The organism is Pseudomonas sp. MIS38, from assembly GCF_019891575.1.
GTDB classification, from domain to species: domain Bacteria; phylum Pseudomonadota; class Gammaproteobacteria; order Pseudomonadales; family Pseudomonadaceae; genus Aquipseudomonas; species Aquipseudomonas putida_A.
Genome location: NZ_JAFLXF010000002.1, coordinates 298712 through 325055, shown reverse-complemented (window position 1 = coordinate 325055; position 26344 = coordinate 298712). Strand labels below are relative to the sequence as shown.

General features: G+C 62.2%; 23 protein-coding genes. 6 read left to right on the top strand and 17 right to left on the bottom strand.

Annotated elements, in window-relative coordinates; genetic code table 11:
• Positions 1 to 89: 89 nt before the first annotated feature.
• From gltB to J1G18_RS04955, 4 genes are all read left to right on the top strand, one after another.
• The gene (gene gltB / locus J1G18_RS04970; RefSeq protein WP_134785248.1) at positions 90 to 4535 is read left to right on the top strand and encodes a glutamate synthase large subunit; all 4446 of its coding nucleotides are present in this window, start codon (positions 90 to 92) and stop codon (positions 4533 to 4535) included.
• A gap of 33 nt (positions 4536 to 4568) precedes the next feature.
• On the top strand, positions 4569 to 5987 hold the full coding sequence (locus tag J1G18_RS04965; protein ID WP_134785249.1) for an FAD-dependent oxidoreductase: 1419 nt from the start codon (positions 4569 to 4571) through the stop codon (positions 5985 to 5987).
• 242 nt (positions 5988 to 6229) lie between these two features.
• Entirely contained in the window at positions 6230 to 7297 is a 1068-nt protein-coding gene (hemE, locus tag J1G18_RS04960) for a uroporphyrinogen decarboxylase (RefSeq protein WP_223007175.1), read from the top strand.
• A gap of 188 nt (positions 7298 to 7485) precedes the next feature.
• Positions 7486 to 7998 carry a cytochrome b gene (locus tag J1G18_RS04955; RefSeq protein ID WP_223007174.1) on the top strand — a complete coding sequence of 171 codons (513 nt, stop codon included), beginning with the start codon at positions 7486 to 7488 and terminating at the stop codon, positions 7996 to 7998.
• Position 7999: 1 nt separating this feature from the next.
• On the opposite strand, the gene J1G18_RS04950 is transcribed toward J1G18_RS04955, so the two are convergent.
• Positions 8000 to 9277 (bottom strand): MFS transporter, encoded by a 1278-nt coding sequence (locus tag J1G18_RS04950; RefSeq protein ID WP_134785250.1) that lies wholly within the window; start codon positions 9275 to 9277, stop codon positions 8000 to 8002.
• 118 nt (positions 9278 to 9395) lie between these two features.
• Here J1G18_RS04950 and J1G18_RS04945 point away from each other — a divergent pair, with 118 nt between their 5' ends.
• Positions 9396 to 10298 (top strand): LysR family transcriptional regulator, encoded by a 903-nt coding sequence (locus tag J1G18_RS04945; protein WP_223007173.1) that lies wholly within the window; start codon positions 9396 to 9398, stop codon positions 10296 to 10298.
• 103 nt (positions 10299 to 10401) lie between these two features.
• Here the strand turns inward: J1G18_RS04945 and J1G18_RS04940 are convergent, their stop codons facing one another.
• Complete coding sequence (locus J1G18_RS04940; RefSeq protein ID WP_095138030.1) at positions 10402 to 10839, bottom strand: excinuclease; 438 nt, start codon at positions 10837 to 10839, stop codon at positions 10402 to 10404.
• 208 nt (positions 10840 to 11047) lie between these two features.
• Here J1G18_RS04940 and J1G18_RS04935 point away from each other — a divergent pair, with 208 nt between their 5' ends.
• Entirely contained in the window at positions 11048 to 11431 is a 384-nt protein-coding gene (locus tag J1G18_RS04935) for a type II toxin-antitoxin system PemK/MazF family toxin (RefSeq protein WP_115985328.1), read from the top strand.
• Between the two features lie 214 nt (positions 11432 to 11645).
• Here J1G18_RS04935 and J1G18_RS04930 read toward each other — a convergent pair whose 3' ends face one another.
• The 15 genes from J1G18_RS04930 to J1G18_RS04860 are packed head-to-tail and all read right to left on the bottom strand — an operon-like array spanning position 11646 to position 26325.
• Positions 11646 to 12449, bottom strand: coding sequence for a hypothetical protein (locus J1G18_RS04930; RefSeq protein ID WP_007967258.1), 804 nt, complete (start codon positions 12447 to 12449; stop codon positions 11646 to 11648).
• 25 nt (positions 12450 to 12474) lie between these two features.
• Positions 12475 to 13701 carry a beta-ketoacyl-ACP synthase gene (locus J1G18_RS04925; RefSeq protein ID WP_210556772.1) on the bottom strand — a complete coding sequence of 409 codons (1227 nt, stop codon included), beginning with the start codon at positions 13699 to 13701 and terminating at the stop codon, positions 12475 to 12477.
• Positions 13701 to 14429 carry a 3-oxoacyl-ACP reductase FabG gene (gene fabG, locus J1G18_RS04920; RefSeq protein WP_027611328.1) on the bottom strand — a complete coding sequence of 243 codons (729 nt, stop codon included), beginning with the start codon at positions 14427 to 14429 and terminating at the stop codon, positions 13701 to 13703. Before fabG ends, J1G18_RS04925 begins: the two co-directional genes overlap by 1 nt.
• Positions 14422 to 14886, bottom strand: coding sequence for a hotdog family protein (locus J1G18_RS04915; protein ID WP_098966833.1), 465 nt, complete (start codon positions 14884 to 14886; stop codon positions 14422 to 14424). Before J1G18_RS04915 ends, fabG begins: the two co-directional genes overlap by 8 nt.
• Positions 14883 to 16079, bottom strand: coding sequence for a beta-ketoacyl-[acyl-carrier-protein] synthase family protein (locus tag J1G18_RS04910; RefSeq protein WP_223007172.1), 1197 nt, complete (start codon positions 16077 to 16079; stop codon positions 14883 to 14885). The genes J1G18_RS04915 and J1G18_RS04910 overlap by 4 nt, the downstream gene beginning before the upstream one ends.
• Entirely contained in the window at positions 16076 to 16666 is a 591-nt protein-coding gene (locus tag J1G18_RS04905) for a hypothetical protein (protein ID WP_210556766.1), read from the bottom strand. Before J1G18_RS04905 ends, J1G18_RS04910 begins: the two co-directional genes overlap by 4 nt.
• Positions 16666 to 17391, bottom strand: coding sequence for a class I SAM-dependent methyltransferase (locus tag J1G18_RS04900; protein ID WP_210556764.1), 726 nt, complete (start codon positions 17389 to 17391; stop codon positions 16666 to 16668). Before J1G18_RS04900 ends, J1G18_RS04905 begins: the two co-directional genes overlap by 1 nt.
• The gene (locus tag J1G18_RS04895; protein WP_223007171.1) at positions 17388 to 18635 is read right to left on the bottom strand and encodes an NAD(P)/FAD-dependent oxidoreductase; all 1248 of its coding nucleotides are present in this window, start codon (positions 18633 to 18635) and stop codon (positions 17388 to 17390) included. Before J1G18_RS04895 ends, J1G18_RS04900 begins: the two co-directional genes overlap by 4 nt.
• Positions 18622 to 19785 carry a sodium:proton antiporter gene (locus tag J1G18_RS04890; RefSeq protein WP_223007170.1) on the bottom strand — a complete coding sequence of 388 codons (1164 nt, stop codon included), beginning with the start codon at positions 19783 to 19785 and terminating at the stop codon, positions 18622 to 18624. The genes J1G18_RS04895 and J1G18_RS04890 overlap by 14 nt, the downstream gene beginning before the upstream one ends.
• The gene (locus tag J1G18_RS04885) at positions 19782 to 22121 is read right to left on the bottom strand and encodes an MMPL family transporter (RefSeq protein WP_223007169.1); all 2340 of its coding nucleotides are present in this window, start codon (positions 22119 to 22121) and stop codon (positions 19782 to 19784) included. The genes J1G18_RS04890 and J1G18_RS04885 overlap by 4 nt, the downstream gene beginning before the upstream one ends.
• Entirely contained in the window at positions 22105 to 22707 is a 603-nt protein-coding gene (locus J1G18_RS04880; RefSeq protein WP_223007168.1) for an outer membrane lipoprotein carrier protein LolA, read from the bottom strand. Before J1G18_RS04880 ends, J1G18_RS04885 begins: the two co-directional genes overlap by 17 nt.
• Positions 22704 to 23129 (bottom strand): acyl-CoA thioesterase, encoded by a 426-nt coding sequence (locus J1G18_RS04875; protein WP_098966848.1) that lies wholly within the window; start codon positions 23127 to 23129, stop codon positions 22704 to 22706. Before J1G18_RS04875 ends, J1G18_RS04880 begins: the two co-directional genes overlap by 4 nt.
• The gene (gene hutH, locus J1G18_RS04870; RefSeq protein ID WP_135294798.1) at positions 23122 to 24666 is read right to left on the bottom strand and encodes a histidine ammonia-lyase; all 1545 of its coding nucleotides are present in this window, start codon (positions 24664 to 24666) and stop codon (positions 23122 to 23124) included. The genes J1G18_RS04875 and hutH overlap by 8 nt, the downstream gene beginning before the upstream one ends.
• Positions 24647 to 25594, bottom strand: a complete 948-nt coding sequence (locus J1G18_RS04865; RefSeq protein WP_134785261.1) for a glycosyl transferase — start codon at positions 25592 to 25594, stop codon at positions 24647 to 24649. The genes hutH and J1G18_RS04865 overlap by 20 nt, the downstream gene beginning before the upstream one ends.
• Complete coding sequence (locus J1G18_RS04860) at positions 25591 to 26325, bottom strand: glycosyltransferase family 2 protein (protein ID WP_098966854.1); 735 nt, start codon at positions 26323 to 26325, stop codon at positions 25591 to 25593. The genes J1G18_RS04865 and J1G18_RS04860 overlap by 4 nt, the downstream gene beginning before the upstream one ends.
• Positions 26326 to 26344 lie beyond the last annotated feature (19 nt).

Sequence of the window (26344 nt, the reverse complement as noted above, 5' to 3'; positions counted from 1 at the left end):
AAAGCCGGCGTACGTTCGGCGCGGCAAGCAAGTGGTTGAATTGAAAAGAAATTTGCCTCGAAAAGAGGCAGCCTGGTGAGAAAGTGTCTATGAAAGCAGGTCTGTACCAACCAGATGAATTCAAGGATAACTGCGGTTTCGGCCTGATAGCCCATATGCAGGGCGAGCCCAGTCATACCCTTTTGCAAACGGCCATCGAGGCCCTGACCTGCATGACCCACCGCGGTGGGATTAATGCCGACGGCAAGACCGGTGACGGTTGCGGTCTGCTGATTCAAAAGCCTGACGCGTTCCTGCGGGCGATGGCCCAGGAAAACTTCAGCGTCGAACTGCCCAAGCAATATGCCGTGGGCATGGTTTTCTTCAACCAGGATCCGGCCAAGGCCGAAGCCGCTCGCGAGAACATGAACCGCGAGATCCTCGCTGAAGGCCTGCAACTGATCGGCTGGCGCAAAGTGCCGATCGACACCAGCGTCCTCGGCCGACTGGCCCTCGAGCGCCTGCCGCAGATCGAGCAGGTGTACATCGGCGGTGAAGGCCTGAGCGATCAGGACATGGCGGTCAAGCTGTTCAGCGCCCGTCGTCGCTCGTCGGTGGCCAACGCCGCCGACACCGACCACTACATCTGCAGCTTTTCGCACAAGACCATCATCTATAAAGGCCTGATGATGCCGGCCGACCTGGCCGCGTTCTATCCGGACCTGGGTGACCAGCGCCTGCAAACCGCGATCTGCGTGTTCCACCAGCGCTTCTCCACCAACACCTTGCCGAAATGGCCGCTGGCCCAGCCATTCCGCTTCCTCGCCCACAACGGTGAGATCAACACCATCACTGGTAACCGTAACTGGGCACAGGCCCGTCGGACCAAGTTCACCAACGATCTGATGGATCTGGAGGAGCTCGGCCCGCTGGTCAACCGTGTCGGTTCCGACTCCTCGAGCATGGACAACATGCTCGAACTGATGGTCACCGGTGGCATCGACCTGTTCCGTGGCGTGCGGATGATCATTCCGCCTGCGTGGCAGAACGTTGAAACCATGGACCCGGATCTGCGTGCGTTCTACGAGTACAACTCGATGCACATGGAACCGTGGGACGGCCCAGCCGGCGTGGTAATGACCGATGGTCGTTACGCGGTGTGCCTGCTCGACCGTAACGGTCTGCGTCCGGCGCGCTGGGTCACCACCACCAACGGTTTCATCACCGTTGCGTCGGAAATCGGCGTCTGGAACTACCAGCCGCAAGACGTGATCGCCAAGGGCCGTGTCGGTCCGGGGCAGATCCTCGCCGTGGACACCGAGACCGGGCAGATCCTCGACACCGACGCGATCGACAACCGTCTGAAGTCCCGTCATCCGTACAAGCAATGGCTGCGCAAGAACGCCCTGCGCATCCAGGCGACCATGGAAGACAACGACCACGGTTCGGCGTTCTACGATGTCGATCAGCTCAAGCAATACATGAAGATGTATCAGGTCACGTTTGAAGAGCGCGATCAGGTACTGCGTCCGCTTGGCGAACAAGGCTACGAAGCCGTTGGCTCGATGGGCGACGACACGCCGATGGCCGTGCTGTCGCAGCGCGTGCGCACGCCGTACGACTATTTCCGCCAGCAGTTCGCGCAGGTCACCAACCCGCCGATCGACCCGCTGCGTGAAGCGATCGTGATGTCGCTGGAAATCTGCCTCGGGGCCGAGCGCAACATCTTCCAGGAATCGCCGGAGCACGCCTCGCGCGTGATCCTCAGCTCGCCAGTGATCTCGCCGGCCAAGTGGCGCTCGTTGATGAACCTCGACCGCCCGGGTTTCGAGCGGCAGATCATCGACCTCAACTACGACGAAAGCGTCGGCCTCGAAGCGGCGATCCGCAACGTTGCCGATCAGGCTGAAGAAGCCGTGCGTGCCGGGCGTACCCAGATCGTTCTGAGTGACCGCCATATCGCCCCGGGCAAGCTGCCGATCCACGCTTCGCTGGCCACCGGTGCAGTGCACCATCGTCTGACCGAAAAAGGCCTGCGCTGCGATTCCAACATCCTCGTGGAAACCGCCACCGCGCGCGATCCGCACCACTTTGCGGTGCTGATCGGTTTCGGCGCCTCGGCGGTCTATCCGTTCCTGGCCTACGAAGTGCTGGGCGACCTGATCCGCACCGGTGAAGTGCTGGGCGACCTCTATGAGGTGTTCAAGAACTACCGCAAAGGCATCACCAAAGGCCTGTTGAAGATCCTGTCGAAGATGGGCATCTCGACCATCGCCTCGTACCGCGGTGCGCAGCTGTTCGAAGCCATCGGCCTGTCCGAAGAAGTGTGCGAGCTGAGCTTCCGTGGCGTGCCGAGCCGCATCAAGGGTGCGCGTTTCGTCGACATCGAAGCCGAGCAGAAAGCCCTCGCTACCGAAGCCTGGAGCCCGCGCAAACCGATCCAGCAGGGCGGTCTGCTGAAGTTCGTCCACGGCGGCGAATACCACGCGTACAACCCGGACGTGGTCAACACCCTGCAAGCCGCCGTGCAGCAGGGCGACTATGCCAAGTTCAAGGAATACACCTCGCTGGTGGACAACCGTCCGGTGTCGATGATTCGCGACCTGTTCAAGGTCAAGACCCTCGACAAGCCGCTGGACATCAGTGAAGTCGAACCGCTGGAATCGGTGCTCAAGCGCTTCGACTCCGCCGGTATCTCGCTGGGCGCACTGTCGCCGGAAGCCCACGAAGCCCTGGCCGAAGCCATGAACCGCCTCGGTGCGCGTTCCAACTCCGGCGAAGGCGGCGAAGACCCGGCGCGCTACGGCACCATCAAGAGCTCGAAAATCAAGCAGGTCGCGACCGGCCGTTTCGGTGTCACCCCGGAATACCTGGTCAACGCCGAAGTGCTGCAGATCAAGGTCGCTCAGGGCGCCAAACCGGGCGAGGGCGGGCAACTGCCGGGCGGCAAGGTCAACGGGCTGATCGCCAAGCTGCGTTACGCAGTGCCGGGCGTGACCCTGATTTCGCCACCGCCGCACCACGACATCTACTCGATCGAAGACTTGTCGCAACTGATCTTCGACCTGAAACAGGTCAACCCGAAGGCACTGGTTTCGGTGAAACTGGTCGCGGAAGCGGGCGTCGGCACCATCGCCGCCGGTGTGGCCAAGGCCTATGCGGACTTGATCACCATCTCCGGTTACGACGGCGGCACCGGTGCTTCGCCGCTGACCTCGATCAAATACGCCGGCGCGCCGTGGGAGCTCGGCTTGGCCGAAACCCACCAGACCCTGCGCGGCAACGACCTGCGCGGCAAGGTCCGGGTGCAGACCGACGGTGGCCTGAAAACCGGCCTCGACGTGATCAAGGCTGCGATCCTCGGCGCCGAAAGCTTCGGCTTCGGTACGGCACCGATGATCGCCCTGGGCTGCAAATACCTGCGCATCTGCCACCTGAACAACTGCGCCACCGGTGTTGCGACGCAGAACGAGAAGCTGCGCAAGGATCACTACATCGGTACCGTCGACATGGTGGTGAACTTCTTCACCTACGTCGCCGAAGAAACCCGTGAGTGGCTGGCCAAGCTCGGCGTGCGCTCCCTCGAAGAGCTGATCGGCCGCACCGATCTGCTGGAAATCCTCGAAGGCCAGACCGCCAAGCAACACCATCTGGATCTGACTCCGCTGCTGGGCAGCGATCACATCCCGGCGGACAAACCGCAATTCTGCGGCGTTGAGCGCAACCCGCCGTTCGATCAGGGCCTGCTGGCCGAGAAAATGGTCGACATGGCGACGTCGGCGATCAACGACCTCAGCGGCGCCGAGTTCGAACTGGACATCTGCAACTGCGACCGTTCGATCGGTGCGCGGATCTCCGGCGAAATCGCACGCAAGCACGGCAATCAGGGCATGTCCAACGCGCCGATCACCTTCCGCTTCAAAGGCACGGCCGGTCAGAGCTTCGGCGTGTGGAACGCTGGTGGTCTGCACATGTACCTGGAAGGCGACGCCAACGACTACGTCGGCAAAGGCATGACGGGCGGCAAGCTGGTCATTGTGCCGCCGAAGGGTAGCGTCTATCAGACTCAAAACAGCGCCATCATCGGCAACACCTGCCTGTACGGCGCCACCGGCGGCAAGTTGTTCGCCGCCGGCACCGCGGGCGAGCGTTTCGCTGTGCGTAACTCCGGTGCCCACACGGTCGTGGAGGGCACTGGCGATCACTGCTGCGAGTACATGACCGGTGGTTTTGTCTGCGTCCTGGGCAAGACCGGTTACAACTTCGGCTCTGGCATGACCGGTGGTTTCGCCTACGTGCTCGATCAGGACAACACCTTCGTTGACCGGGTCAACCACGAACTGGTGGAAATCCAGCGGATCAGCGGCGAGGCGATGGAAGCCTACCGCAGCCACCTGCAGAACGTGCTGAACGAGTACGTCAAGGAAACCGAGAGCGAGTGGGGTCGTGAACTCGCCGAAAACCTTGATGACTACCTGCGCCGTTTCTGGCTGGTCAAGCCTAAGGCTGCCAACCTGAAATCGTTGCTTTCCAGCACTCGTGCCAACCCGCAGTGATATGCGCCTGAAGAGTTTGATGAGGTTTTAACAATGGCTGAACGTCTGAATAACGACTTCCAGTTCATCGATGTCGGGCGCAAGGATCCGAAGAAGAAACTGTTGCGTCAACGCAAGAAAGAGTTCGTCGAGATCTACGAACCGTTCAAACCCCAGCAGTCGGCCGATCAGGCCCACCGCTGCCTGGGTTGCGGCAACCCGTATTGCGAATGGAAGTGCCCGGTGCACAACTTCATTCCAAACTGGCTCAAATTGGTGGCCGAGGGCAACATCCTCCAGGCGGCCGAGCTGTCGCACCAGACCAACACCCTGCCGGAAGTCTGTGGCCGGGTGTGCCCGCAGGATCGGCTGTGCGAGGGTGCCTGCACCCTCAACGACGGTTTCGGTGCGGTGACCATCGGTTCGGTCGAGAAGTACATCACCGACACCGCATTCGCCATGGGCTGGCGCCCGGACATGTCCAAGGTCAAACCGACCGGCAAACGTGTCGCGATCATCGGTGCGGGCCCGGCGGGTCTGGGCTGTGCCGACGTGCTGGTGCGTGGCGGCGTGACCCCGGTGGTGTTCGACAAGAACCCGGAAATCGGCGGTCTGCTGACCTTCGGCATTCCCGAGTTCAAGCTTGAGAAGACCGTGCTGAGCAATCGTCGCGAAGTCTTCACCGGCATGGGCATCGAGTTCCGCCTCAACACTGAGGTCGGCAAGGACGTGACCATGGAGCAACTGCTCGCCGAATACGATGCGGTATTCATGGGCATGGGCACCTACACCTACATGAAGGGTGGTTTTGCCGGTGAGGATCTGCCGGGCGTCTATGACGCGCTGGATTTCCTGATCGCCAACGTCAACCGCAACCTGGGCTTTGAAAAGTCGCCGGAAGATTTCGTCGACATGAAAGGCAAGAAGGTCGTGGTACTCGGTGGTGGCGACACGGCGATGGACTGCAACCGCACTTCGATCCGTCAGGGCGCCAAGTCGGTGACCTGCGCCTATCGTCGTGACGAAGCGAACATGCCCGGCTCGCGCAAAGAGGTGAAGAACGCCAAGGAAGAAGGCGTGAAATTCCTCTACAACCGCCAGCCGATCGCCATCGTTGGCGAAGACAAGGTTGAAGGCGTGAAAGTGGTCGAGACCCGTCTCGGCGAACCGGATGCCCGTGGCCGTCGCAGCCCCGAGCCGATCCCGGGCTCCGAAGAGATCATCCCGGCCGACGCCGTGGTCATCGCGTTCGGTTTCCGCCCGAGCCCGGCACCGTGGTTCGAACAGTTCGAAATCCAGACCGACAGCCAGGGCCGCGTCGTCGCGCCTGAGCACGGTCAGTACAAGCACCAGACCAGCAACCCGAAAATCTTCGCCGGTGGCGACATGGTGCGCGGTTCCGACCTGGTGGTAACGGCAATCTTCGAAGGCCGCAATGCGGCTGAAGGGATCCTCGATTACCTGGGCGTCTGATTACATTTCAGCCTGAAATGCGATCAAAAATGTGGGAGCGGGCTTGCTCGCGAAGGCTTTGTATCAGTCACCCGATGTATTGACTGACACACCGCTTTCGCGAGCAAGCCCGCTCCCACATTGGTTTCTGTGCGCTCAATACAACGCAATAAATTGACCCGATAGACAAAAGGCTGACCTGCATCCGTGCCTTTTGCGTCGCGCTCTGAGAAAATGCCCGCACTTTTTTTCCGGATGCCGACATGACTGCCCTGAAGAACGACCGTTTCCTCCGCGCCCTGCTCAAGCAACCTGTAGACGTCACCCCGGTGTGGATGATGCGCCAGGCCGGCCGCTACCTGCCGGAATACCGCGCCAGCCGTGCCCAGGCCGGTGATTTCATGAGCCTGTGCATGAATCCGGAATTCGCTTGCGAAGTTACGTTGCAACCGCTCGACCGCTACCCGCAACTGGACGCGGCGATCCTGTTCTCCGACATCCTCACCATCCCCGATGCCATGGGCCAGGGTCTGTACTTCGAGACCGGTGAAGGCCCGCGCTTCAAGAAAGTCGTCAGCACCCTGGCCGACATCGAAGCGTTGCCGATCCCTGATCCACACAAAGACCTCGGCTACGTGATGGACGCGGTCAGCACCATCCGCCGCGAGCTGAATGGTCGTGTGCCGCTGATCGGCTTCTCCGGCAGCCCGTGGACCCTCGCCACCTACATGGTTGAAGGCGGTTCGTCGAAGGACTTCCGCAAGACCAAGGCGATGCTCTACGACAACCCGCAAGCCATGCACCTGCTGCTGGACAAGCTGGCGCAGTCGGTGACCTCGTACCTCAACGGCCAGATCCAGGCCGGCGCGCAAGCGGTGCAGATCTTCGATACCTGGGGCGGCAACCTGTCGGCCGCGGCGTATCAGGAGTTCTCCCTGGCCTACATGAAGAAAATCGTCAGCGGCCTGATCCGCGAGCACGACGGTCGCAAGGTGCCGGTGATCCTCTTCACCAAGAACGGCGGCCTGTGGCTGGAAAGTATCGCCGACGCTGGCGCCGACGCACTGGGCCTGGACTGGACCTGCGACATCGGCAGCGCTCGCGCCCGTGTCGGCGACAAGGTCGCGCTGCAAGGCAACATGGACCCGACCGTGCTCTACGCCAAACCGGAAGCGATCCGCACTGAAGTCGGGCGCATTCTGGCCAGCTATGGCAAAGGCAGTGGCCACGTGTTCAACCTGGGTCACGGCATCACTCCGGAAGTAGACCCAGAGCACGCCGGTGCGTTCCTGCGCGCGGTACATGAACTGTCGGCGCAGTATCACGAGTAAGATTTTGACACTACCGCCCGAATGCAATGTTCGGGCGGTAATTGATTTTTCTATGTTTAAGTTGAAAGTGCAATAAACCTTGCTCGTAAAGATTGTTTACTTTGTGCAGTTTCTGTTAATGGTTTTCTCGTTGACGCTGATAATTCAGAGCCTTGTAATGGCGCCACTTGTTTATCAGGATGGTTGCAATGAAAAGGGTTGGATATTCGCGTCTCCAGATTGCTTTGCACTGGATATCTGCGGCAGTAATTTTATGGGCTCTATTGTCTGGCTTCTATGTGTCAGTCATTAAAGTTGCACCGGAAACGAAATCGATAGTCGGATTTATAAATGTTTCGGTGACGGCTTTATTTGTTCCGGTATTTATACTGAGATTGTATATTTCTGTCAGAGGCTCTCATACCTCTCGCGAGGTGGCCAAGCCCTTTATGGAGTGTCTGGCGAGCTGGATGCATAAGTCTATTTATCTGATGACGGCGGTTGTCTTGCTCACAGGAATATTAATGATGGATCGACCGATCAATATATTTGATCTGGTTCTTATTCCGGCGCCGCTGAACGATCTACAGTGGATTGATCGGTTCTTCGTCATCCATATTTGGGCGTGCGTGATGTTACTGGTTCAAGTAGCGCTACACATCGCAGCCGTTATCAAACACGAAATGTGTGGGCGCCGAATCCTGAAAAAAATGGTGTTCTGACTCAAGCGGGAGCGCTGCCACCGAGGGGCGGCAACTTCGCCAGTTTCAACGCCACCAACAGCGCGATCATCAACAGGGCGCCAATAAACAGGCCGATGCCATTCCACCCGCCGAGATGCCAGAACACCCCGCCAGCCGTGCCGGCAATACTCGACCCGGCGTAATAACTGAATAGGTACAACGACGACGCCTGGCCCTTGGCCTTGGTCGCACGCCGGCCGATCCAGCTGCTCGCCACCGAGTGCGCGCCGAAGAAGCCGAAGGTGAAGATCAGCATGCCGACGATCACCAGCAACAGCGGCGTGAACATAGTCAGTGCAAGGCCGGCGAACATCAGTGCGATGGTTGCCCACAGCACTTTGCGCCGCCCCAGTTTGTCCGCCAGCGAACCGATTTTCGCCGAACTGTAGATGCCCGACAGGTACACCACCGACAGCAAACCGACGAACACCTGATCGAGGTTGTACGGCGCGGCCAGCAGGCGATAACCGATGTAGTTGAACAGGGTGACGAAGGCGCCCATCAGCACGAACGCTTCAAGAAACAGCAGCGGCAGGCCGGCGTCGCGAAAGTGCATGGTGAAGCCATCAAGCAGGCTGCGTGGATGCAGTGAGCGTGAGCGGAAGTTGCGCGATTCGGGAAGGATCTTCCAGAACACCGCCGCTGCGACCAGCGCCAGACCGCCAATCACCAGCATCGCCGTGTGCCAGCTGACGAAGTCGATCAACACTCCGGTGATCAAGCGTCCGCTCATCCCGCCAATCGCGTTACCGCCGATGTACAGGCCCATCGCCAGACCGATGTGCTGCGGGTGGATTTCCTCACTCAGGTAAGTCATCGCCACGGCCGCCAGGCCGCTCAGTGACAGGCCGATCAGCGCACGCATGATCAGCACGCCGTGCCAGCTCGGCATCATCGAGCTGGCGATGGTGCACAACGCGGCGGCGAACAGTGCCGCGACCATCACCGGTTTGCGTCCGACCCGGTCGGAGATCGGCCCGGTGATCAGCAGACCGAAGGCCAGCATGCCGGTCGCCACCGACAGAATCAGGCTGCTCTGCGCGGCGTTGATCGAATATTCGTGGGACAGCAGCGGCATCATCGGCTGCACGCAGTACAGCAGGGCGAAGGTCGCGAAGCCGCCGCTGAACAGCGCCAGCACCGTGCGCATGAACATCGGTGTACCTTTTTCGATGTAGATCTCCTGCAGCTCGGCGATGACATCGTCCGTCGCGGCAGGCGGAACTTCATGGGCAAGAGGGGCGGCGGCGGTTTTCACATCAGACCTCGGAGGGCACGGCCAGGCAGGCAATGAAAAAATCATATAGCTGGCTAATGTTTCTATCCAATATATTGTTCGACCTGTTTGATAGCTTTAACGACCTAATGGGGTTTCCATGGAATTGCGTCATCTGCGCTACTTCATCGCCGTCGCCGAAGAACTGCATTTCGGCCGCGCCGCACAGGTGCTGGGGATCTCTCAGCCACCACTGAGTCAGCAGATTCAGGCGTTGGAGCAAGAGGTCGGCGCGCGGTTGTTCGAGCGCACCAATCGTCGGGTCGAGCTGAGCGAGGCCGGCCGATTGTTTCTGCAGGAGGCGCGACTGGTGCTGGCGCAGGTCGACAAAGCGGCGGACGTTGCCCGGCGTGCGCAACTCGGCGAACTGGGCGAATTGAAGATTGGCTTCACCTCGTCGGCGCCGTTCAACTCGACCATTCCCCAGGCGATTTTTGCTTTTCGCCAGCGTTTCCCGGCAGTGCATCTGAACCTGCGGGAGATGAGCAGCACCATGGTCGCGGACGCGCTGGTGGATGAGTCGATCGAAGTCGGCATCATGCGTCCGCTGGGTCTACCGGATTCGCTGAGTGTGGTGGAGCTGATGCGTGAGCCGCTGGTGGCGGTGCTCGGCTCCAAACATCCGTTGGCGCAAGGCAGCGAGGAAGGGCTGTTCCTCTCGGCGCTGGCGCTGGAGCCGTTCGTGTTCTTTCCGCGCAGCTACGGCAGCGGGCTGTATGCGCAACTGCTCAGTCTGGCCCGCGATGCCGGATTCAGTCCGCACTTCGCCCAGGAGGCCGGTGAGGCGATGACCATCATCGGACTGGTCGCAGCGGGGCTGGGGGTTTCGGTGTTGCCGGCGTCGTATCAGCGGATGCGCATTGACGGTGTGGTCTATCGACCACTGCTCGATCCGGAGGCGGTGTCGGCGGTGTGGCTGGTGCAGCGCAAGGATCAGAAATCGCCGATGGCCAAGGCGTTCGTCGAGCTGCTGACGCGCAAGGTCGAACCTTCATCAGTGTGATGCCTACCGGCCTCTTCGCGAGCAAGCCCGCTCCCACCCTGGAATACGTTCCCCTGTGGGAGCGGGCTTGCTCGCGAAGGCGCTCGCCCAAACACCACACCTCTCAGGGCAACCGCACCAGATCCCCCTTCAACGCCACCCGCGTCACAAACACCCCGGCCCGGCACTCATAAGTATTCAAATCCTTGCGCACATGCTGGTCGTAATAACTGACGATATTGACCACCGCATTCGCCCCGACCCGCTTGGCGTCGGCCTGTAACTTGATCAGGTTCGACTGCAGCACCCACTCGCAGGAATCGTGATCGCTCTTGTTGAAACCGTTGGTGCGCAAATCACTGATCACATCCCGGCGTAACAACTGCTGCGTGCCCTGCGGCCCGTTGCCGATCAGATAGAACTTCACACTGCCATCCAGCCGCCCGGCGCGAATCGCGTCCGAGAGCACGGTCTCGAACGGCATGTACATCAGATTGGTGGCGTGGCTGGCGCTGGGCAATAGCCCGAGGAGCGCGGCGGCGATCAGGGCTTTCACTTGCATGGTCATCTCCTTGACGGTGAAAGAGAACCGCGAGTGCTCGAACAATGGGCTCGCCGTTCTGGCTGGCGATGGTTGAGACCCGCAGGACGAGTGTAGTTGTCGTTCAGGTGATGAGAGGAGTCAGCCCTTTACATTTCTGGTAACGGAACTGCTTTAGGGAAAGTTGCGGTAAATGCGCAAAATCAGTTCTTTTTAGTGAGTGCCATGGATGCCACTTCTCTATCAGCCCAAGGAGGGCAGTGTTCTGATCTGTGATTTCAGAGGTTTTGAAGTACCGGAGATGGTCAAAATCAGGCCCGTGGTGGTGATACGCAAGCACCGATCCAACAGTTTGTTGGTGACTGTGGTGCCATTGAGTACAACTGCGCCGGATTGTGTGCTGGAGCATCATCTGGAGCTCGCCAGCCATCTTCAAGGTGCCAGTTCAACCTGCTGGGCAAAATGCGACATGGTAGCGACGGTCAGTCTTGCGCGACTGGACAGGATCAGAAGTAAAGACCGTCACGGAAAGCGTGTTTACTTGATTTCACATCTTGCAACAGACGAGTTTTACGCCATCAAGACTGCGGTTAGAAAGGCCTTGGGCGTGTAGTAGCCGTTGAGAGGGTGCATCGAAGCCAATTGCCATCCATTGCTGGTAATGACATTTCAGGCAATACTGCCGGCGTTCCCGAAAGGGGCTTGTGAGACTCTGAGGATCCTGGGCAACCAGCCATCACAGAGCCAGACAGGTGGAAGGGCGATGACAAGCCAACCTGTTTGTGAAAGGGCGCCGCAAGGCGCCCTTTGTCGTTTCTACAGTTCAATCAATCAACGTGCGCCAAATCCCCACGCAACGCCACGCTCGACACCACCAGGCCGGCGCGGCACTGGAATTTCTCGGTGTCTTTGTACAGGTCGCGCTGGTCGACGCTGGCGATGTTGATCACGGCGTTGGCGTCGGCTTTTTTCGCGGCGTTCTGCAGGGTGGCAAGGGCCGACTGCAGGGCCCAGAAGCAGGCGTCGGTGTCGGATTTGTTCGAACCATTGGTTTTGCGGCTGCTGCTGACGGTGTCGAGTTTGCGCACCTGTTTTGGCAGGGTTTCGCCGGCCAGGTAGAACTTCACGCTGCCGTCGAGCAGGCCGGCGTCGGTGGCGCGTTTGACGCCCTCGCGAAAGCTCAGGTAGGTCGGTTCGTCGGCGCCTTGCTTGACGATGCCCAAGTCGTTGACGAACTCGATGTCCGGGTTGATCGACAGTTCCTTGAGCACGTTGTCGCGCAGGCGGTTGACCCAGCGATTGTAGTTGCCGTGGATCTTGCCGTCCTTGGCGTCGAGGCCGTAGCTGCTGCGGTAGTCGATTTCAAACGAGGTCGGGCTGAACGGGATGTCGACTTCGGCGTGGTGACGGCCGCGTACGGTAATCGCCGCTTTGATCATGCCCGGACGCACCGACTGCACGACCCACTGGCGATCATTGAGCGCGGTGACGATGGCGCGGCTCATCTGTTGCTGGGTGAAGCCGAGGTTGGGCGAGAACTCTTCCTTGGCGTTGTAAACCGGTTTGCTGGTGCAACCGCCGAGCACAAAGGCCAGGGCCAGCAGGGCGGCGATGCGGTGAAACTGAGTCATTCCCTTCACTCCAAACGTGTTGCGGTCAGTGCCAGCGGCGGAAAATCAACGAGGTGTTGACGCCACCAAAAGCGAAATTGTTGTTCATCACGTACTCGTGATGCATCTGGCGGAATTCGCCGCGCAGGTAATCGAGCTTGCCGCAGTGCGGGTCGACCTCGTCGAGGTTGAGCGTGTGCACATACAGGTCGCGATTCATCATCTCGATGCTGAACCATGACTCCAGCGCCCCGCAGGCCCCCAGCGTGTGGCCGAGGAAACTCTTCTGCGAGCTGATCGGCATGTGTTCGCCGAACAGACTGCTGGTCGCCAGTGTTTCGGCAATGTCGCCCTGTTCTGTAGCGGTGCCGTGACCATTGACGTAACCGATGGCATCCGGCGACAGCCCGGCGTCTTCCAGCGCCAGTTCCATGGCGCGGCGCATGGTGATCTGCTCGGGGCGAGTGGTGTGCTGACCATCGGCGTTGCTGCCGAAACCGACGATCTCGGCGTGGATCCGCGCCCCGCGCGCCAGCGCATGCTCCAGCTCTTCAAGCACCAGCATGCCGCCACCTTCGCCGATCACCAGACCGTCGCGGCCCTTGTCGTACGGACGTGGGCTGGTCTGTGGCGCGTCGTTTTTCAGGCTGGTGGCGTACAGCGCGTCGAAGACCATGGCTTCGGTCGGGCACAGCTCTTCGGCACCGCCGGCGAGCATCAGTGGCAGCCGTCCGAACTTGATCGCTTCATACGCGTAGCCGATGCCCTGACTGCCGCTGGTGCAGGCGCTGGACGTCGGGATCAGGCGCCCGGTGAGGCCGAAGAAGATGCTGATGTTGGCCGCGGTGGTGTGCGGCATCATCCGCACGTAGGAGTTGGCGTTGAGGCCTTCGGCCACCGAGTTGAGCAGCATGTTGCCGAACGCCTTGATCTCGTCGGTGCTGCCGGTGGATGAGCCGCAGGCCACACCCATGCGTCCGTCCTTGATCGATTCGTCACCGAGCAGGCCGGCGTCAGCCAGCGCCTGTTCCGCCGCACCCACCGCCAGCCGTGACACCCGGCCCATGCTGCGCAGTTGCTTGCGGGTCCAGTGCGGCGGTACGACAAAATCATCGATCGGCCCGGCCAGGCGGGTGTTGAGTTCGCTGAAGCGGTCCCACTCGTCCATGCGGCGGATGCCGCTGCGGTTGGCCGCGAAGTTGCCGGCGATGGTCTGCCAGTCGCTGCCCAGCGAGGTGATGCCGGCCATGCCGGTGACGACAACGCGCTTCATCAGCACAAGCCTCCGTTGACCGCCAAGACCTGGCGGGTGATGTACGAGGCTTCCGCCGACATCAGGAAATTCACCGCAGCAGCGACCTCTTCCGGGGTGCCCATGCGTTGTGCGGGGATCATTTTCATCAGCTCTTCCACCGGCACGTTTTCGTCGAGCATCGCCGTGTCGATCAGGCCCGGCGCGACGCAGTTAACCGTGATTTTGCGCTTGCCCAGTTCAATCGCCAACGCTTTCGCCGCACCGATCACCCCGGCCTTGGAGGCGCTGTAGTTGACCTGGCCACGGTTGCCGATCAAACCCGACACCGAAGTGATGCAGACGATCCGACCGGCGGCGCGGCGGCGGATCATCGGCATCATCACCGGGTGCAGGACGTTGTAGAAACCGTCGAGATTGGTGCGCAGCACCACGTCCCAATCGTCATCGCTCAGCGCCGGAAACGCGCCATCGCGGGTCAGGCCGGCGTTGAGCACCACGCCGTAATAGGCACCGTGGGTTTCGACGTCGGCTTCGAGAATGGTTTTGCAGGTTTCGCGGTCGGCGACGTCGAATTGCAGGATGCGCGCGTTGCGGCCCAGCGCTTCGACTTCGGCCTTCACCGCTTGGGCTTCAGCCACGCCGCTGCGGCAATGCAGGACGATGTCGTGCCCGGCCTGCGCCAGACGCAAGGCAATGGCGCGGCCGATGCCACGGCTGGAGCCGGTGACCAGTACGGATTCAGTCATCGTTCGACTCTCTGTTTTGTTCAAGGTATTGGCTGGGCTGCGGCGGGCGGAACACGTTCAAGCGGGCGCTGGCCTCGATGCCGGGGGCGTTGATGTGGCATTCGAAAACACCCATGCCGTTGTCGTCTTCCAGCGAACGGATGCCGTGGATGGTCAGTTCGCTGCCGGCCGGAAACGCCTCGACGTTGCACTCGAATTTGCGCGTGCCGAGGAGGAAGCCCAGCTCCACCGGGTTGCCCTTCTGCCGTGCATGGCAACCGGCGAACGCGGCGACGCTCTGCGCCATCAACTCGATGCCGACCCACGCCGGCAGGCTGCCGTCGGGCAGGTTGAACAAGCCATCGGGCTTGACCGTGAGGCGGGTGCGGATCTGCTCCTCGTCGAAGCTGAGGATGCGGTCGAGCAGAATCATGTCGCCAGCGTGGGGCAGCAGTTCGGCGAGCGGCCAGTCGTTCATGGGGCGTCTCCGATAATCAGGCTGACGTTGTTGCCGCCGAAGGCAAACGAGTTGCTCATCAGGTAGCGGGGTGCAATGGACGACAGGCGTTCGCTCGCGGTCACCCACTTCAGCGCCGGCAAGTCGGGGTCGGGCTGGTCGTCCCAGACGTGTGGCGGCAGGGCGTGCTGCGGGTTGTCGGCGCTCAGGCTCAGCCAGCAGAACGCCGCTTCGAGGGCGCCGGCAGCGCCGAGGGTGTGGCCGGTCATCGGCTTGGTCGACGAGCAGGCCACGCCGTCGGGGAACAGCGTGGCGACCGCCAGACTTTCCATCGCATCGTTGTGCTGGGTCGCGGTGCCGTGCAGGTTCAGGTAGCTGATTTGCGCCGCTTTCAGCTGTGCGCGGCTCAAGGCTTTCTGCATCGCTTGCAGGGCGCCGCGGCCGCTCGGTTCCGGCGCGGAAATATGATGCGCGTCGGAGCTGGCGCCGCTGCCGAGCAGGGCAATGGCCGGGCCGTCGCTGCGCTGCTTGCTCATCAGGAACAGCACCGCCGCTTCGCCGATGTTGATGCCGTTGCGGTTGGCCGAGAACGGATTGCAGCGCTCGTCGGACACCGCTTCCAGCGCGCTGAAACCGTTGAGCGTGAGTTTGCACAGGCTGTCGACCCCGCCGCACAGCACCGCGTCGCACAGGCCCAGATCGAGCAAGCGCTGCGCGCTCATCAACGCCCGCGCACTGGACGTGCAGGCGGTGGAAATCACGTAGGTCGGGCCGCTGAGTTGCAGCCAGTCGGCGAGAAAATTCGCCGGGGCGCCGAGTTCCTGTTGCCGATAGTCGTACTCGGCCGGGAACTGCCGCTCACGAAGGTAGTGCGCCAACCCGCGACTGGCTTCGTCGATCCCCGAGGTGCTGGTGCCGAGCACCACGCCGATGCGCGCGCGACCATAGGTCTGGATCGCCCGGTCGATGTCCTCGCGAATCTGCAGCGCGGCTTCCAGCAGCAGTTGATTGTTGCGGCTGCTCTGATCGGCCAGTTCGGCCGGAATCGCCGCCAGCTCACCGTGCACCGCCGCCACCGGCAACTCACGCCCGGCCACCCAGCCGGACTCGCGGCGCATGCCCGAGCAGTCACCGGCAAACAGGTTGTGCGCGACCTGGTGCTTGTCGCGGCCCAACGCGCAGATCACGCCGAGGGCATTGAGGTAGGCAGTCATGGCGTCGGTTCACCGAGAGGAGAAACCCGATAGTGCGGGCCTTGGGGCAGATTCAATTGGAAACTCAACGGTTGTGCATAACGGATCGTCCAGCGCGGCGCCAGCGTGCGTTGCTCGCCCTGCTGCTGCGCGGCGGGATAATTGCGCGCCAGTTCGCCGGAGGGGGTCAGGGCGAACAGCAACGCGGCAAACAGCTCCCGGGCCTCCGGATTGGGCGGCAGCAGCCCGTCGGCCAGCCAGCGACCGTCGATCAGTTGCTGACGCGCCTGGGGGATGCCTAGCGGATCCATCATCGACCAGCGGATGCCGGAGCCTTCGCGCTGGATCACCAGCAGCCAGTCCTGACGTTGATTGGCCTGATTACGTTCGATGTGCAATTGCAGCGGTAACGGCAGCGTCGGGTTGCTCGCGGGCAGCGGCGCCTGGTTGGCGCATCCACTTAGCAGGGCCGTTAGCAACAATACCAGCCACACCACAACCCCTGTGGGAGCGGGCTTGCTCGCGAAGGCGTCGGCACATCCGACATCAATGCCAACTGACCCACCGCTTTCGCGAGCAAGCCCGCTCCCACAGGTTAAGTGTTGCATCAGCAAGCCCCTGCCAATGGTTTTCGGGCAACGACATTCACCAACGTTTCCTCACGCTCGCCAAACGGCTTCGGCCGGCGCAACCCGAACCGCTCCAGCAAGCCGAAATCCTTCGAACGACTCCACCACAAATACGGGTACGAGACATTGCGTTCGCCAAACTCGAAACCCTGCTGGCGAATCATCTCCAGGTACTGCGCCGCGCTCTTCTGCACATGCATCGGATGGCGGAACAGCCAGCGAATCACCCAGGTATCAATGTAAGCCTCGGTGGACTCGGCGAACAGCAGATAACCGCCCGGCTTCAGTACGCGGTAGAACTCGGCGAGGGCTTTTTCCTGTTCGACCAGATGATGAAAGGTCTGGTGGCAGAACAGCAGATCGACACTGGCGTCCGCCACGTTGAGCGTCGCGCAGTCACTGCCGATCAGCTCCACGTCGAAGCCCTGACGCGCCGCTTCTTCGGCGCTCAATTCAAGGCTGTGCGGATCGGCATCGACACCGATCAAGCGCTGCGGGGCGAAGGTCTGGCGCAAATGCCGGAACGACTTGCCCTGACCACAACCGGCATCCAGCAACACCGGACTGGCCGGCAGCGACTCGCTGAACAGCCCGCGCAAATCGTTGATCGCCACGCGCAACACGTGGTGCTGCCAGGTGTGACTGCGCAGGAACCAGAAACCGAAGCGGGTTTCCTCGACGTAGCTGTCGCTCAAGTAATTCATGGGGCGTCCTTTGCACAGAGTTCGGAAATCATCTTCAACCGGCGGCGCGCTTCGCTGACGAACGGGTTGCGTTCATCCCAGGCGTAGCCGGCGAGGATCGAGCAGATCATTCGGCGAATGTCCGCCTGACTGTCTTGATAAAAAATCACGTCCTGAAAGGTGCCGGCATACCAGCCTTCGACGTAGCAGCGGAAGGTGTCGACCCCACGTTTGAGCGGTTCGGCGAACTCGCGCTGCCAGTCGACGGTTTCGCCCTGCAACTGCCGGTGCAGGACGGCGGCGGCCATGCTCGCCGAACGCATGGCGATGGTCACGCCGGAGGAGAACACCGGGTCGAGAAATTCCGCGGCGTTGCCGAGCAGGGCGAAGCCGGGGCCATGCAGGGTTTTCACATTCGCCGCATAACCACCGAGGGTGCGCGCCGGGGTGTCCCACACCGCGTTGTTCAGCACGCCGGCGAGGCTTGGGGTTTCGGCGATGAAGCCGCGCAGGCAGGCGTCCAGATCGCTGTCGCGACCCTTGAAGTGTTCGGCGGCAGCCACCACGCCCACCGAGCAGCGCCCGTTGCTGAACGGGATCGTCCAGAACCAGATGTCGCGGTGCTCCGGGTGGGTGGTGACGAGGATCTTCTCGCGGTCGAAGGCCGGGTTGTCGATGTGATCTTCAACGTGGGTGAACACCGCCTGGCGCACCGGGAAATTCGAGGGTGCTTCCAGATCGAGCAAACGCGACAGCACGCGCCCATAACCGCTGGCGTCCAACACAAAATCCGCTTCGATACGGTATTCGCTGCCGTCTTCGCGCAGCACGTCGAGCTGCGGTCTGGCCCGGTCGAAATCAACGCGGACGATGGCATCGCCGTAACGGATCTCGGCACCTTGCAGTGCAGCCTGATCGGCCAGCAGCTTGTCGAAATCGGCGCGCTGCACCTGAAACGTGGTGGGTTTACCTGCAGTGAAGGTGTCGCCGAAATCGAACGCGCTGTAGCGCTCGCCCCAGGCGAATGCGGCGCCGGTCTTGCGCTGGAAGCCGGCGGCGTTGACGGCGTCGAGCATGCCGGCTTCTTCGACGAAGTCCAGGCAGTGGCACAGCAGGCTTTCACCAATGGAAAACCTCGGGAAGTGCTGGCGCTCGAGCACCAGCACATCGTGGCCCTTGCGCGTGAGCAGCGCGGCGGCGATGGCGCCGGACGGGCCGGCACCGATGATCACTACCTGACGACGTTGCATTTCAACGGTTGGCACGTGAACTCCCGGGCGCAGTGGCGGTGGTTTTCAGGGGCGCGCGGTGCAGGCCGATCAGGGCCGGCAACAGCGTCGCGATCAGGCCCATCAGCATCAGCGCGAAGTACAGCGCCGGGCTGATGAGCTGTTGTTGCAGCAGCAGGTTGAGAAAGACGATTTCACTCAGCCCGCGAATGTTCAGCAGCACGCTTTCACGCCAGCGGCTGGCGCCTTCGAACGACGCACCGGCCCAGCCCAGCCCGAGCCAGTTGCCGAGCAGTTTACTGGCGATCGGCAACAGCAGCAGCGCCGCCCATTGCGCCGCGCCGAGACTGGCGAGGGCGCTGTGCACGTCAATCTGCACGATACCGAAGGTGAGGATCAGCGGGATCGCGATCCATGTCTGCAAGCGGCTCATCCACCGCGCCGGCAATGGCAGCACCAGCGGCACTTTCAGCAAGGCCATGCACAGCAGATAACCGATGCCGAAAATCAGCGCGTTGAGTTTGTAGTGCTCGGCCAGCACCAGCAGCGCAAAGAAGCCGAGGCTGTAGGTCAGCGGCCGACGCACGCGCAACAGATGCAACAGCAGCGGCACGCAGGCCAGTCCCAGCGGCAGCAACAGACTGCTCAGATGCAGACTGCCCTGAGCGACACCGAACAGCGTCCAGCAGGTCAGGTCGATGAGGATGGCGGTCTGCACCAGACGCCGGGTGGCGGCGGGCGGGTAGTCGATGTGACGCAAATACAGATACAGCACCGGAATCGCCGTGATCGCGAACACCAGCCCAATGGCCAGCGAGTTCAACCACGGTTGCGCTGGCAGCAACCAAGCGGCGGCCGCCAGACCGGAGGCAAATGGCACGGCAAAACTCGGCACGGCGATTTTCACGCTCTGGCGGTCCAGTCGCAGGTCGATCACATCACTGAGAATGTGCCCGAGCAACAGCGCGAAACTCAGGCTGTAGAGGTCTTTCAGCCACACCGGCGCAATCAGTTCGGCACCGCTGAGCTGCCAGCCCGGTTCGATCCAGAAATACATCAGCAGCGGCAAACCGAAGCTGGCCAGCAGCAACTGGCTGACGATCGGGATCAGGCCGAAATGCCGACCGATACGGGTCGCCACAGCGAACAGCGCCAAGGCCATCAGCCAGAAGCTGACGACCATCACGCTGCCGGCTCCACGACGGCGGCGCGGTGGACGTGACGTCCGGCCCACGGCGCCAGAATGAAGCTGAACGCCAGCCCCAGGCTCACCGCCAGGCCGAAATTGCTTACCGCCGGCGTGCTCGACACTGCCAGCAAACCGAACGACAGCCAGGTCGTCAGCGCCGCCAGCAAGGTGCCCAGCAAGCTGACAGCCGCACCGCCGACCTGCTCACGCATGAGGATCGCGTAATCGACGCTGATCGCCGTTACCAGCAGCAGGCCGAACAGGCTGAACAGGGTCAGCGGCTGACCGAGCCAACCGAGGCTGGCAAGGCTGCACAGCGCTGCCAGCAGCGGCAGGGCGACGATGCGCAAGGCGCCACCGAAACCGAACGGCACGATCAGCACCAGCACGATCAATACGCAGGAGGCGAGTTTCAGTTCGGCGGCGCTGATCTGGGTCGCGGCGAATACGTTGTTCAATTCGCCGAGACGATCCACCAGCATCACCCCCGGCAAGTCCAGCGCCTGCACCCGCAGCAGTGACGGATTGTTCAGGCCTTGCAGGCTGGTCATCGCCGCCACGCCGTCAGCGGTCGGGCCGAGCCACAGCGTACGGTAAGGCTCGCCTAACGGCCCGGCCAGTGCCGCGTCGATGTCTTCGGCAGGCAGGTTCTGCAACTGCTGCAACTCGGTTTGCAACGCCGCGAGCGGTACGCCGAGCTCGAGCAGTGGCTGCCAGTATTGCGGCAGTTTGCTCAGCGCTTCGCGAACCTGCTGTTGCTGGCTCGGCGGACTGAGCAGTTGATCGAGGGCCAGATAGCCTTGCAGTTTGTCGAGGTTGACCAGTTGCTGCAGACGCTCGCTCAACGCGGCCTGACGCTCCAGCAGTTGCTGCTGATTGGCGCCGCGTACGAGGAAGAACTGGCTGGTCGGCTGATAGCCGGTGATGCGCGCGATGGTCTGCGCTTCATCGGTCAGGCGTTGTGGCGCACCGACCCACTGGCGGATGTCATTCTTGCTTTGCAGCTGCACCAGACCGCCAGCGCAGAACGCGATCAGCAGCGCCAGCAGCACCGGGGTGCGCACGTGTTCGAGCAGGTTTTCGCGCAGTTGCACCAAGCGCTCGGCCAGACGCAGCGGCCATTGCGCCGGTTGCAGCTCAACGTTGTTCAGCAGGGCCGGCAGCAGGCACACCGCCGACAGATAGGCACCGAGCAATCCTGCGGCAGAGAACACCGCGATTTGTGTCAGCGCCGGGAAGGGCGTCCAGGCCAGCGCCAGATAACCGATGGCGCTGGTGATCAGGCTCAGCGTCAGCCCGGAGAGTGTCAGGCGCAGCGCCGGCCAGCTGCGCCACGGCTTGAGGCTCCAGCTTTTCGACAGATAGTGCAGCGGGTAATCCACCGCCACGCCGATCAGGCTGGAGCCGAGTACCAAGGTCATCACGTGCATGTGGCCGAACAGCGCCACGCAGGCCACCGCGCCGAACAGCATGCCCACCAGCACCGGCACGAACGCCAGCAGCACCCGCCAGCGGCGAAACGCCAACAGCAGCAACAACAGAATCCCGAGAGTGGCGCCGCCGCCGACCCAGGTCATTTCGCGGGTGGCTTGCTGCTGACCGTTGGCGGCGTACAGCAGACCGCTGGCGGCCAACAGTTGCACGTCGGCTCTCGCCGCTTGCTCGCGACTGTGCTGCAGCAGATCAGCGACTTTCAGCGGCAGGTTCATGTCGAAGGCATCGCCGGTGGTGCGCGCGCGCAGCAGCACCCAGCGCTTGCCGTCGGCATCGGCGATCAGTGCGCCGCTGCCGATGTCCAGTTGCACCGCGCCGTGTTTCGGCTGGCTGTTCTGGATGCGTCCGGTCAGGCCCAGCCAGTCGTCCTGGCTCGGTACCAGGGTGAAACCGTTGAACGGGTCGAACAGCGCCTGCACCCGTTGCTGAATGAACGCATCGGGATGCTCGGTCAGTAGTTGCCGGTCATCCGCCGAGAGCATCGCCAGTCGCCCTTGCAGCAGTTGCGTGCGCAGCGCCGGCAGATCCGCCTGCAGGTTCCACTGAACCTTTTCGAACAGACCGCTGGCCTGCCATTGCTCGCCGAGGGTTTGCGCCATGGCCACCGCTTGCTGGCGATCAGTGTGACCGACCAACACCAGCATTTCCCGATTGAGCGGCTCCTGCATGCGCTGTTCGGCGCGCAGTTCGAGGGCGTCAGGGTTGGTCCCGGGCACCAGCTCCATGAGGTTGGCCGACAGCGGCGCACCGTCGCGCCACTGCCACCCGGCCAGCGCGACGACCGCCAGCAGCAGGATCAGGAACAGCCACGGCAGCCTGCTTTCACTCGGCAAAGTCATGTTGCTCCGCTTCGCTCAACGGTTGACCGGCGCTGCTGTCTTTCATGCGCAGCACGGTGCTGTCGCCCTGGGTTTCCAGCAGTTCGATGGTCTGTACCAGCTCACCGCCGTCGATATTGATCTGATTGAACACTTGCTTGAGCAGCACCGAGCGCGGGGTCAGGGTGAGTTTCCACTGCTGTGCGTCGCCGCTCAGGGCCAGTTCGAAATCCCGCTGCAAGCCGCTGCTGTCGCCTTGCAGCACGGCGAGGAACAAACGGTTCTGTTCGGCCCCGGCGCTCTTGTTCGGCAGCAACTGCCAAGCGTTGCCGTCACGACGGGCGATGCCGTTGGCGGTGATGCGGTAATCCTGTTGCAGCGGGGTCTTGAGCAGCCAGAGCAGGCCGTGGTTTTTCGCCAGAACAAAGTTGCCCTTGCTGATCAACGGCTGAGGCAGCGCGCGCAGGTGTTTTTCCTGAATGAACTGGCCGTGGATCACTTCCGGTTTCGCCAGTTGTTCGCTGAGCTGTTGCAGGTCGAAGGCGTTGGCCAGCGTCGACACGGCGATCAGCGCCATCGCGCCAAGGCATTTGCAGAACAGGTTCATCGCAGCATCCTTTCCACCGCTTCGGTGAACACTTTGGGTGAGGCCAGTTGCATCTCGCGGCTGCTGATCTCGACCGCCACCTGCACCGAGCTGGCACGGGTCAGGCGTTCGCCGGTCTGCAGGTCGGTGATCAGATAATTGATCTTCAAGCGGTTCTCCCACTCCACCAGACTGGCGCGCACGTTCACGCGCTGGCCGAACACCGCGCCGCGCACATAACGCAGTTGCAGGTCGATGATCGGCCACGCGTAACCGGACTCGGACATCTGCGTGTAGTTGTGGCCGATCTTGTCGAGCAGCGCGCAGCGCGCCACTTCCAGGTATTTGACGTAATGCCCGTGCCAGACCACGTGCATGGTGTCGACGTCGAAAAACGGTACGAGGATTTCCGTGTCGGCGTGCAGCACTCCGGCGCTACGCATGCAGCCTCCAGTGTTGCTCGGCAATGCGTTGCAGACACAGGCGCAATTCGCCTTCGAGTGCACGGTCTTCGATGACCGGCGGGAAGTCCTTGGCCAGCTCTTCGTGCATGGCGGCCAGCGAAGGTGGCAGCGCGCGTGCGTCTTCATCGCGACCACGCAGCCAGACGCCCTGATTGGCCGCGAGCAACGTGGCGGCGGCGACCTGCTCGGTCAGTTCCAGTACGCGGATCGCGTCACGGGCGGCGATGGTGCCCATGCTCACCTTGTCCTGGTTGTGACACTCGGTGGAGCGTGAGAACACGCTGGCCGGCATGGTGTTTTTCAGCGCTTCGGCGGTCCAGGCGCTGGTGCCGATCTGCACGGCCTTGAAGCCGTGATTGATCATGGCGCGATCCGCCGGGGCGCCGGACAGGTTGCTCGGCAAACCGTGGTTGTAGCGCTCGTCGACCAGCAGCGCGAGCTGCCGGTCGAGCAGGTCGGCGACGTTGGCCACCAGATTTTTCAGGCTGTCCATGGCGAACGCGATGTGCCCGCCGTAGAAGTGCCCGCCGTGCAGCACGCGTTCGGCTTCGGCGTCGATGATCGGGTTGTCGTTGGCGCTGTTGAGTTCGGTCTCGATGAATGAGCGCAGCCAGTTCAGGCTGTCGGCCAGCACCCCGAGCACGTGCGGGGCGCAGCGCAGCGAGTAGCGATCCTGCAGGCGATGCAGCGGCGCGGTCGGCGCGTCGATCGCCAGATCCTTGCGCAGCCACGCGGCGACTTGCATCTGCCCCGGATGCGGCTTGGCGGCGAACAGACGCTCGTCGAAGTGTTCCGGATTGCCTTGCAGCGCGACCACGTTGAGCGCGGTGATGCGCGTGGCCAGTTGCAGCAGATAGTCGGCGCGGGCGAAAGCCAGGCACGCAAGACCGGTCATCACCGCCGTGCCGTTCATCAAGGCCAGCGCTTCTTTCGGACGGAGCACCAATGGCGTCCAGCCCAGTTCGCGATGCACGTCGGCCGCTTGCCGGCGTTCGCCACGGAACAGCACTTCGCGCTCGCCGGACAGGGTGGCGGCAACATAGGACAGCGGCGTCAGATCGCCGCTGGCCCCGACCGAACCTTCCTCGGGGATCAGCGGCAGGATGTCGTGTTCGAGGAAGGCGTGCAGGCGCTCCAGCAGTTCGATGCGCACCCCGGATACGCCGTGACACAGCGACTGCAAACGCGCCGCCAGCACGGCGCGGGTGGCTTGCGCGTCGAGCAGTTTGCCGAGTCCGCAACCGTGGAAGGTGTAGAGATGACGCGGCAGTGCCTCGACGTGATGCAGCGGCACCGCGACCACGCAGGAATCGCCGTAACCGGTGGTCACGCCGTAGATCACGCCTTCCTTGTCCAGCAGCGAGTCGAGGAACCGTGCGCCTTTGGCGATGCGCTCGCGGTAAGCGGCGTCGCTCTGCAACTGCACGGGCGCCTGACGGTTGGCCAGGGCCAGCACGTCTTCGATGCGCAAAGGGCGTTCGCCGAAGGTTACCGGCTCATGGGTTGGCGTCGTCATCGGTCTTCCAGAAAGGGTAAAAGTTGAACCATTGGTGCGGGGCTTCGAGGCAATAGTGACTCAGGCGCTGCGCGTAGCGGGTGGCCCACTGATGAATGACCTGCTCGCGCTCGCGGCGCGTCCAGGTCACGCTGTCGGCGAACGGCTCGAGGGTCAGGCGATAATGGCCGTCCGGTTGTTTCAGGCACATCAGCAGATTGACCGGACACTTGAGCAAACCGGCCAGCAGCCACGGACCTTGCGGAAACGCTGCCGGGTGGCCGAGAAAATCCACGCTGACGCTGCGCCCGCCGTGCAACGGCACGCGGTCGCCAGCAATCGCCAGCCACTCGCCGCGCTCCAGGCGTTCGTGCAGTTGCAGCATGATTACCGGGTCCAGTTCGCTGACCTGAATCAGGCGCAGATTGGTCGCCCCGGCCTCGCCCAGCAAGCGATTGAACTGCTCGGCGTGCTTGGTGTGCACCAATACGTTCATGGTGACCTTTTCGCCAATCTCCGCCAGCGCCCGGCACACCTCGAGGTTGCCCAGGTGCGCGCCGACCAGCAGTTGCCCGCGACTGCCGCGCAACTGATTGCGCAGCAATGCCGGGTCGATGATTTCGATCTGCTCGATGCGCAGCTTGCCGTTCCACACGTCGAGCTTGTCGAGCAGTGAATCGGCGAACGCCATGAACTGGCGGAACACCCGCCAGTAACTCGGTCGCAATTCGCCGCGGTTGCTCCAGTCGGCCAACCGTTGCTGGTATTGCCAGGCACTGTTGCGCGCGGTACGGCCGAACAGGAAGAAGTACAGGACGATGCCGTACAGCAGCGGACTGAGCAGACGCCGGCCAAGCACCTTGGCGGCGAACGCGGTGAATTTCATCAGCAGGAAGCTGCCGCGTTCTTCGCGGTCGGCCCAGTGCTTCTTGTCGGTCTCGACGCTCATGTGCGCCACCGGCGCCAGAGGATGACGGGCAGGCGCAGCAGCATGCCGAAGAACAACCGGGTATGCATGCTGGAAATCAGCGCGTTGTCATGGAACAGACGGAAGTGCGAGACGCCGTCCAGCGGGTAATGCACGCTGGTCTGCAGCCAGCGCATCGGCTGGTTGCGCCACGCCAGACGCACGAGGATGTCCGAGTCGAAATCCATGCGCTTGCCGACCCGCGCCGAGTCGATCACCGCCAGCGTCGGGGCCAGCGGATAGACGCGAAAGCCGCACATCGAATCGCGAATCTGCAGCGACAGCGTGTTGATCCAGACCATCACGTGGGTCAGATAACGTGCGTACAAACGGCCCTTGGGCACGCTCTCGTCGAACAGCGGATAACCGCAGATCATCGCCTCCGGGTGGGCGCGGGATTCCTCGACGAAACGGGCGACGTCGTGCAGGTCGTGCTGGCCGTCGGCGTCAACTTGCAGGGCATGGGTGAAGCCCAGACGAGCAGCTTCGCGCAGGCCGGTCATCACCGCGCCGCCCTTGCCCTGATTGAGGGTCAGGCGCACCAGATGCACGCTTTCGCGTTCGGCCAGCGCATCCAGCACTCGCGCGCAGGACGGGGTGCTGGCGTCGTCCACCAGAATGCACGGCAGCCCTTGGGCGAGCAGCGCGTCGACCACGGTGCCGATCGCGGTTTCATGGTTGTAGACCGGAATCACGGCGCAAGGGTTATGCATTGACGACATCCCCACTGTG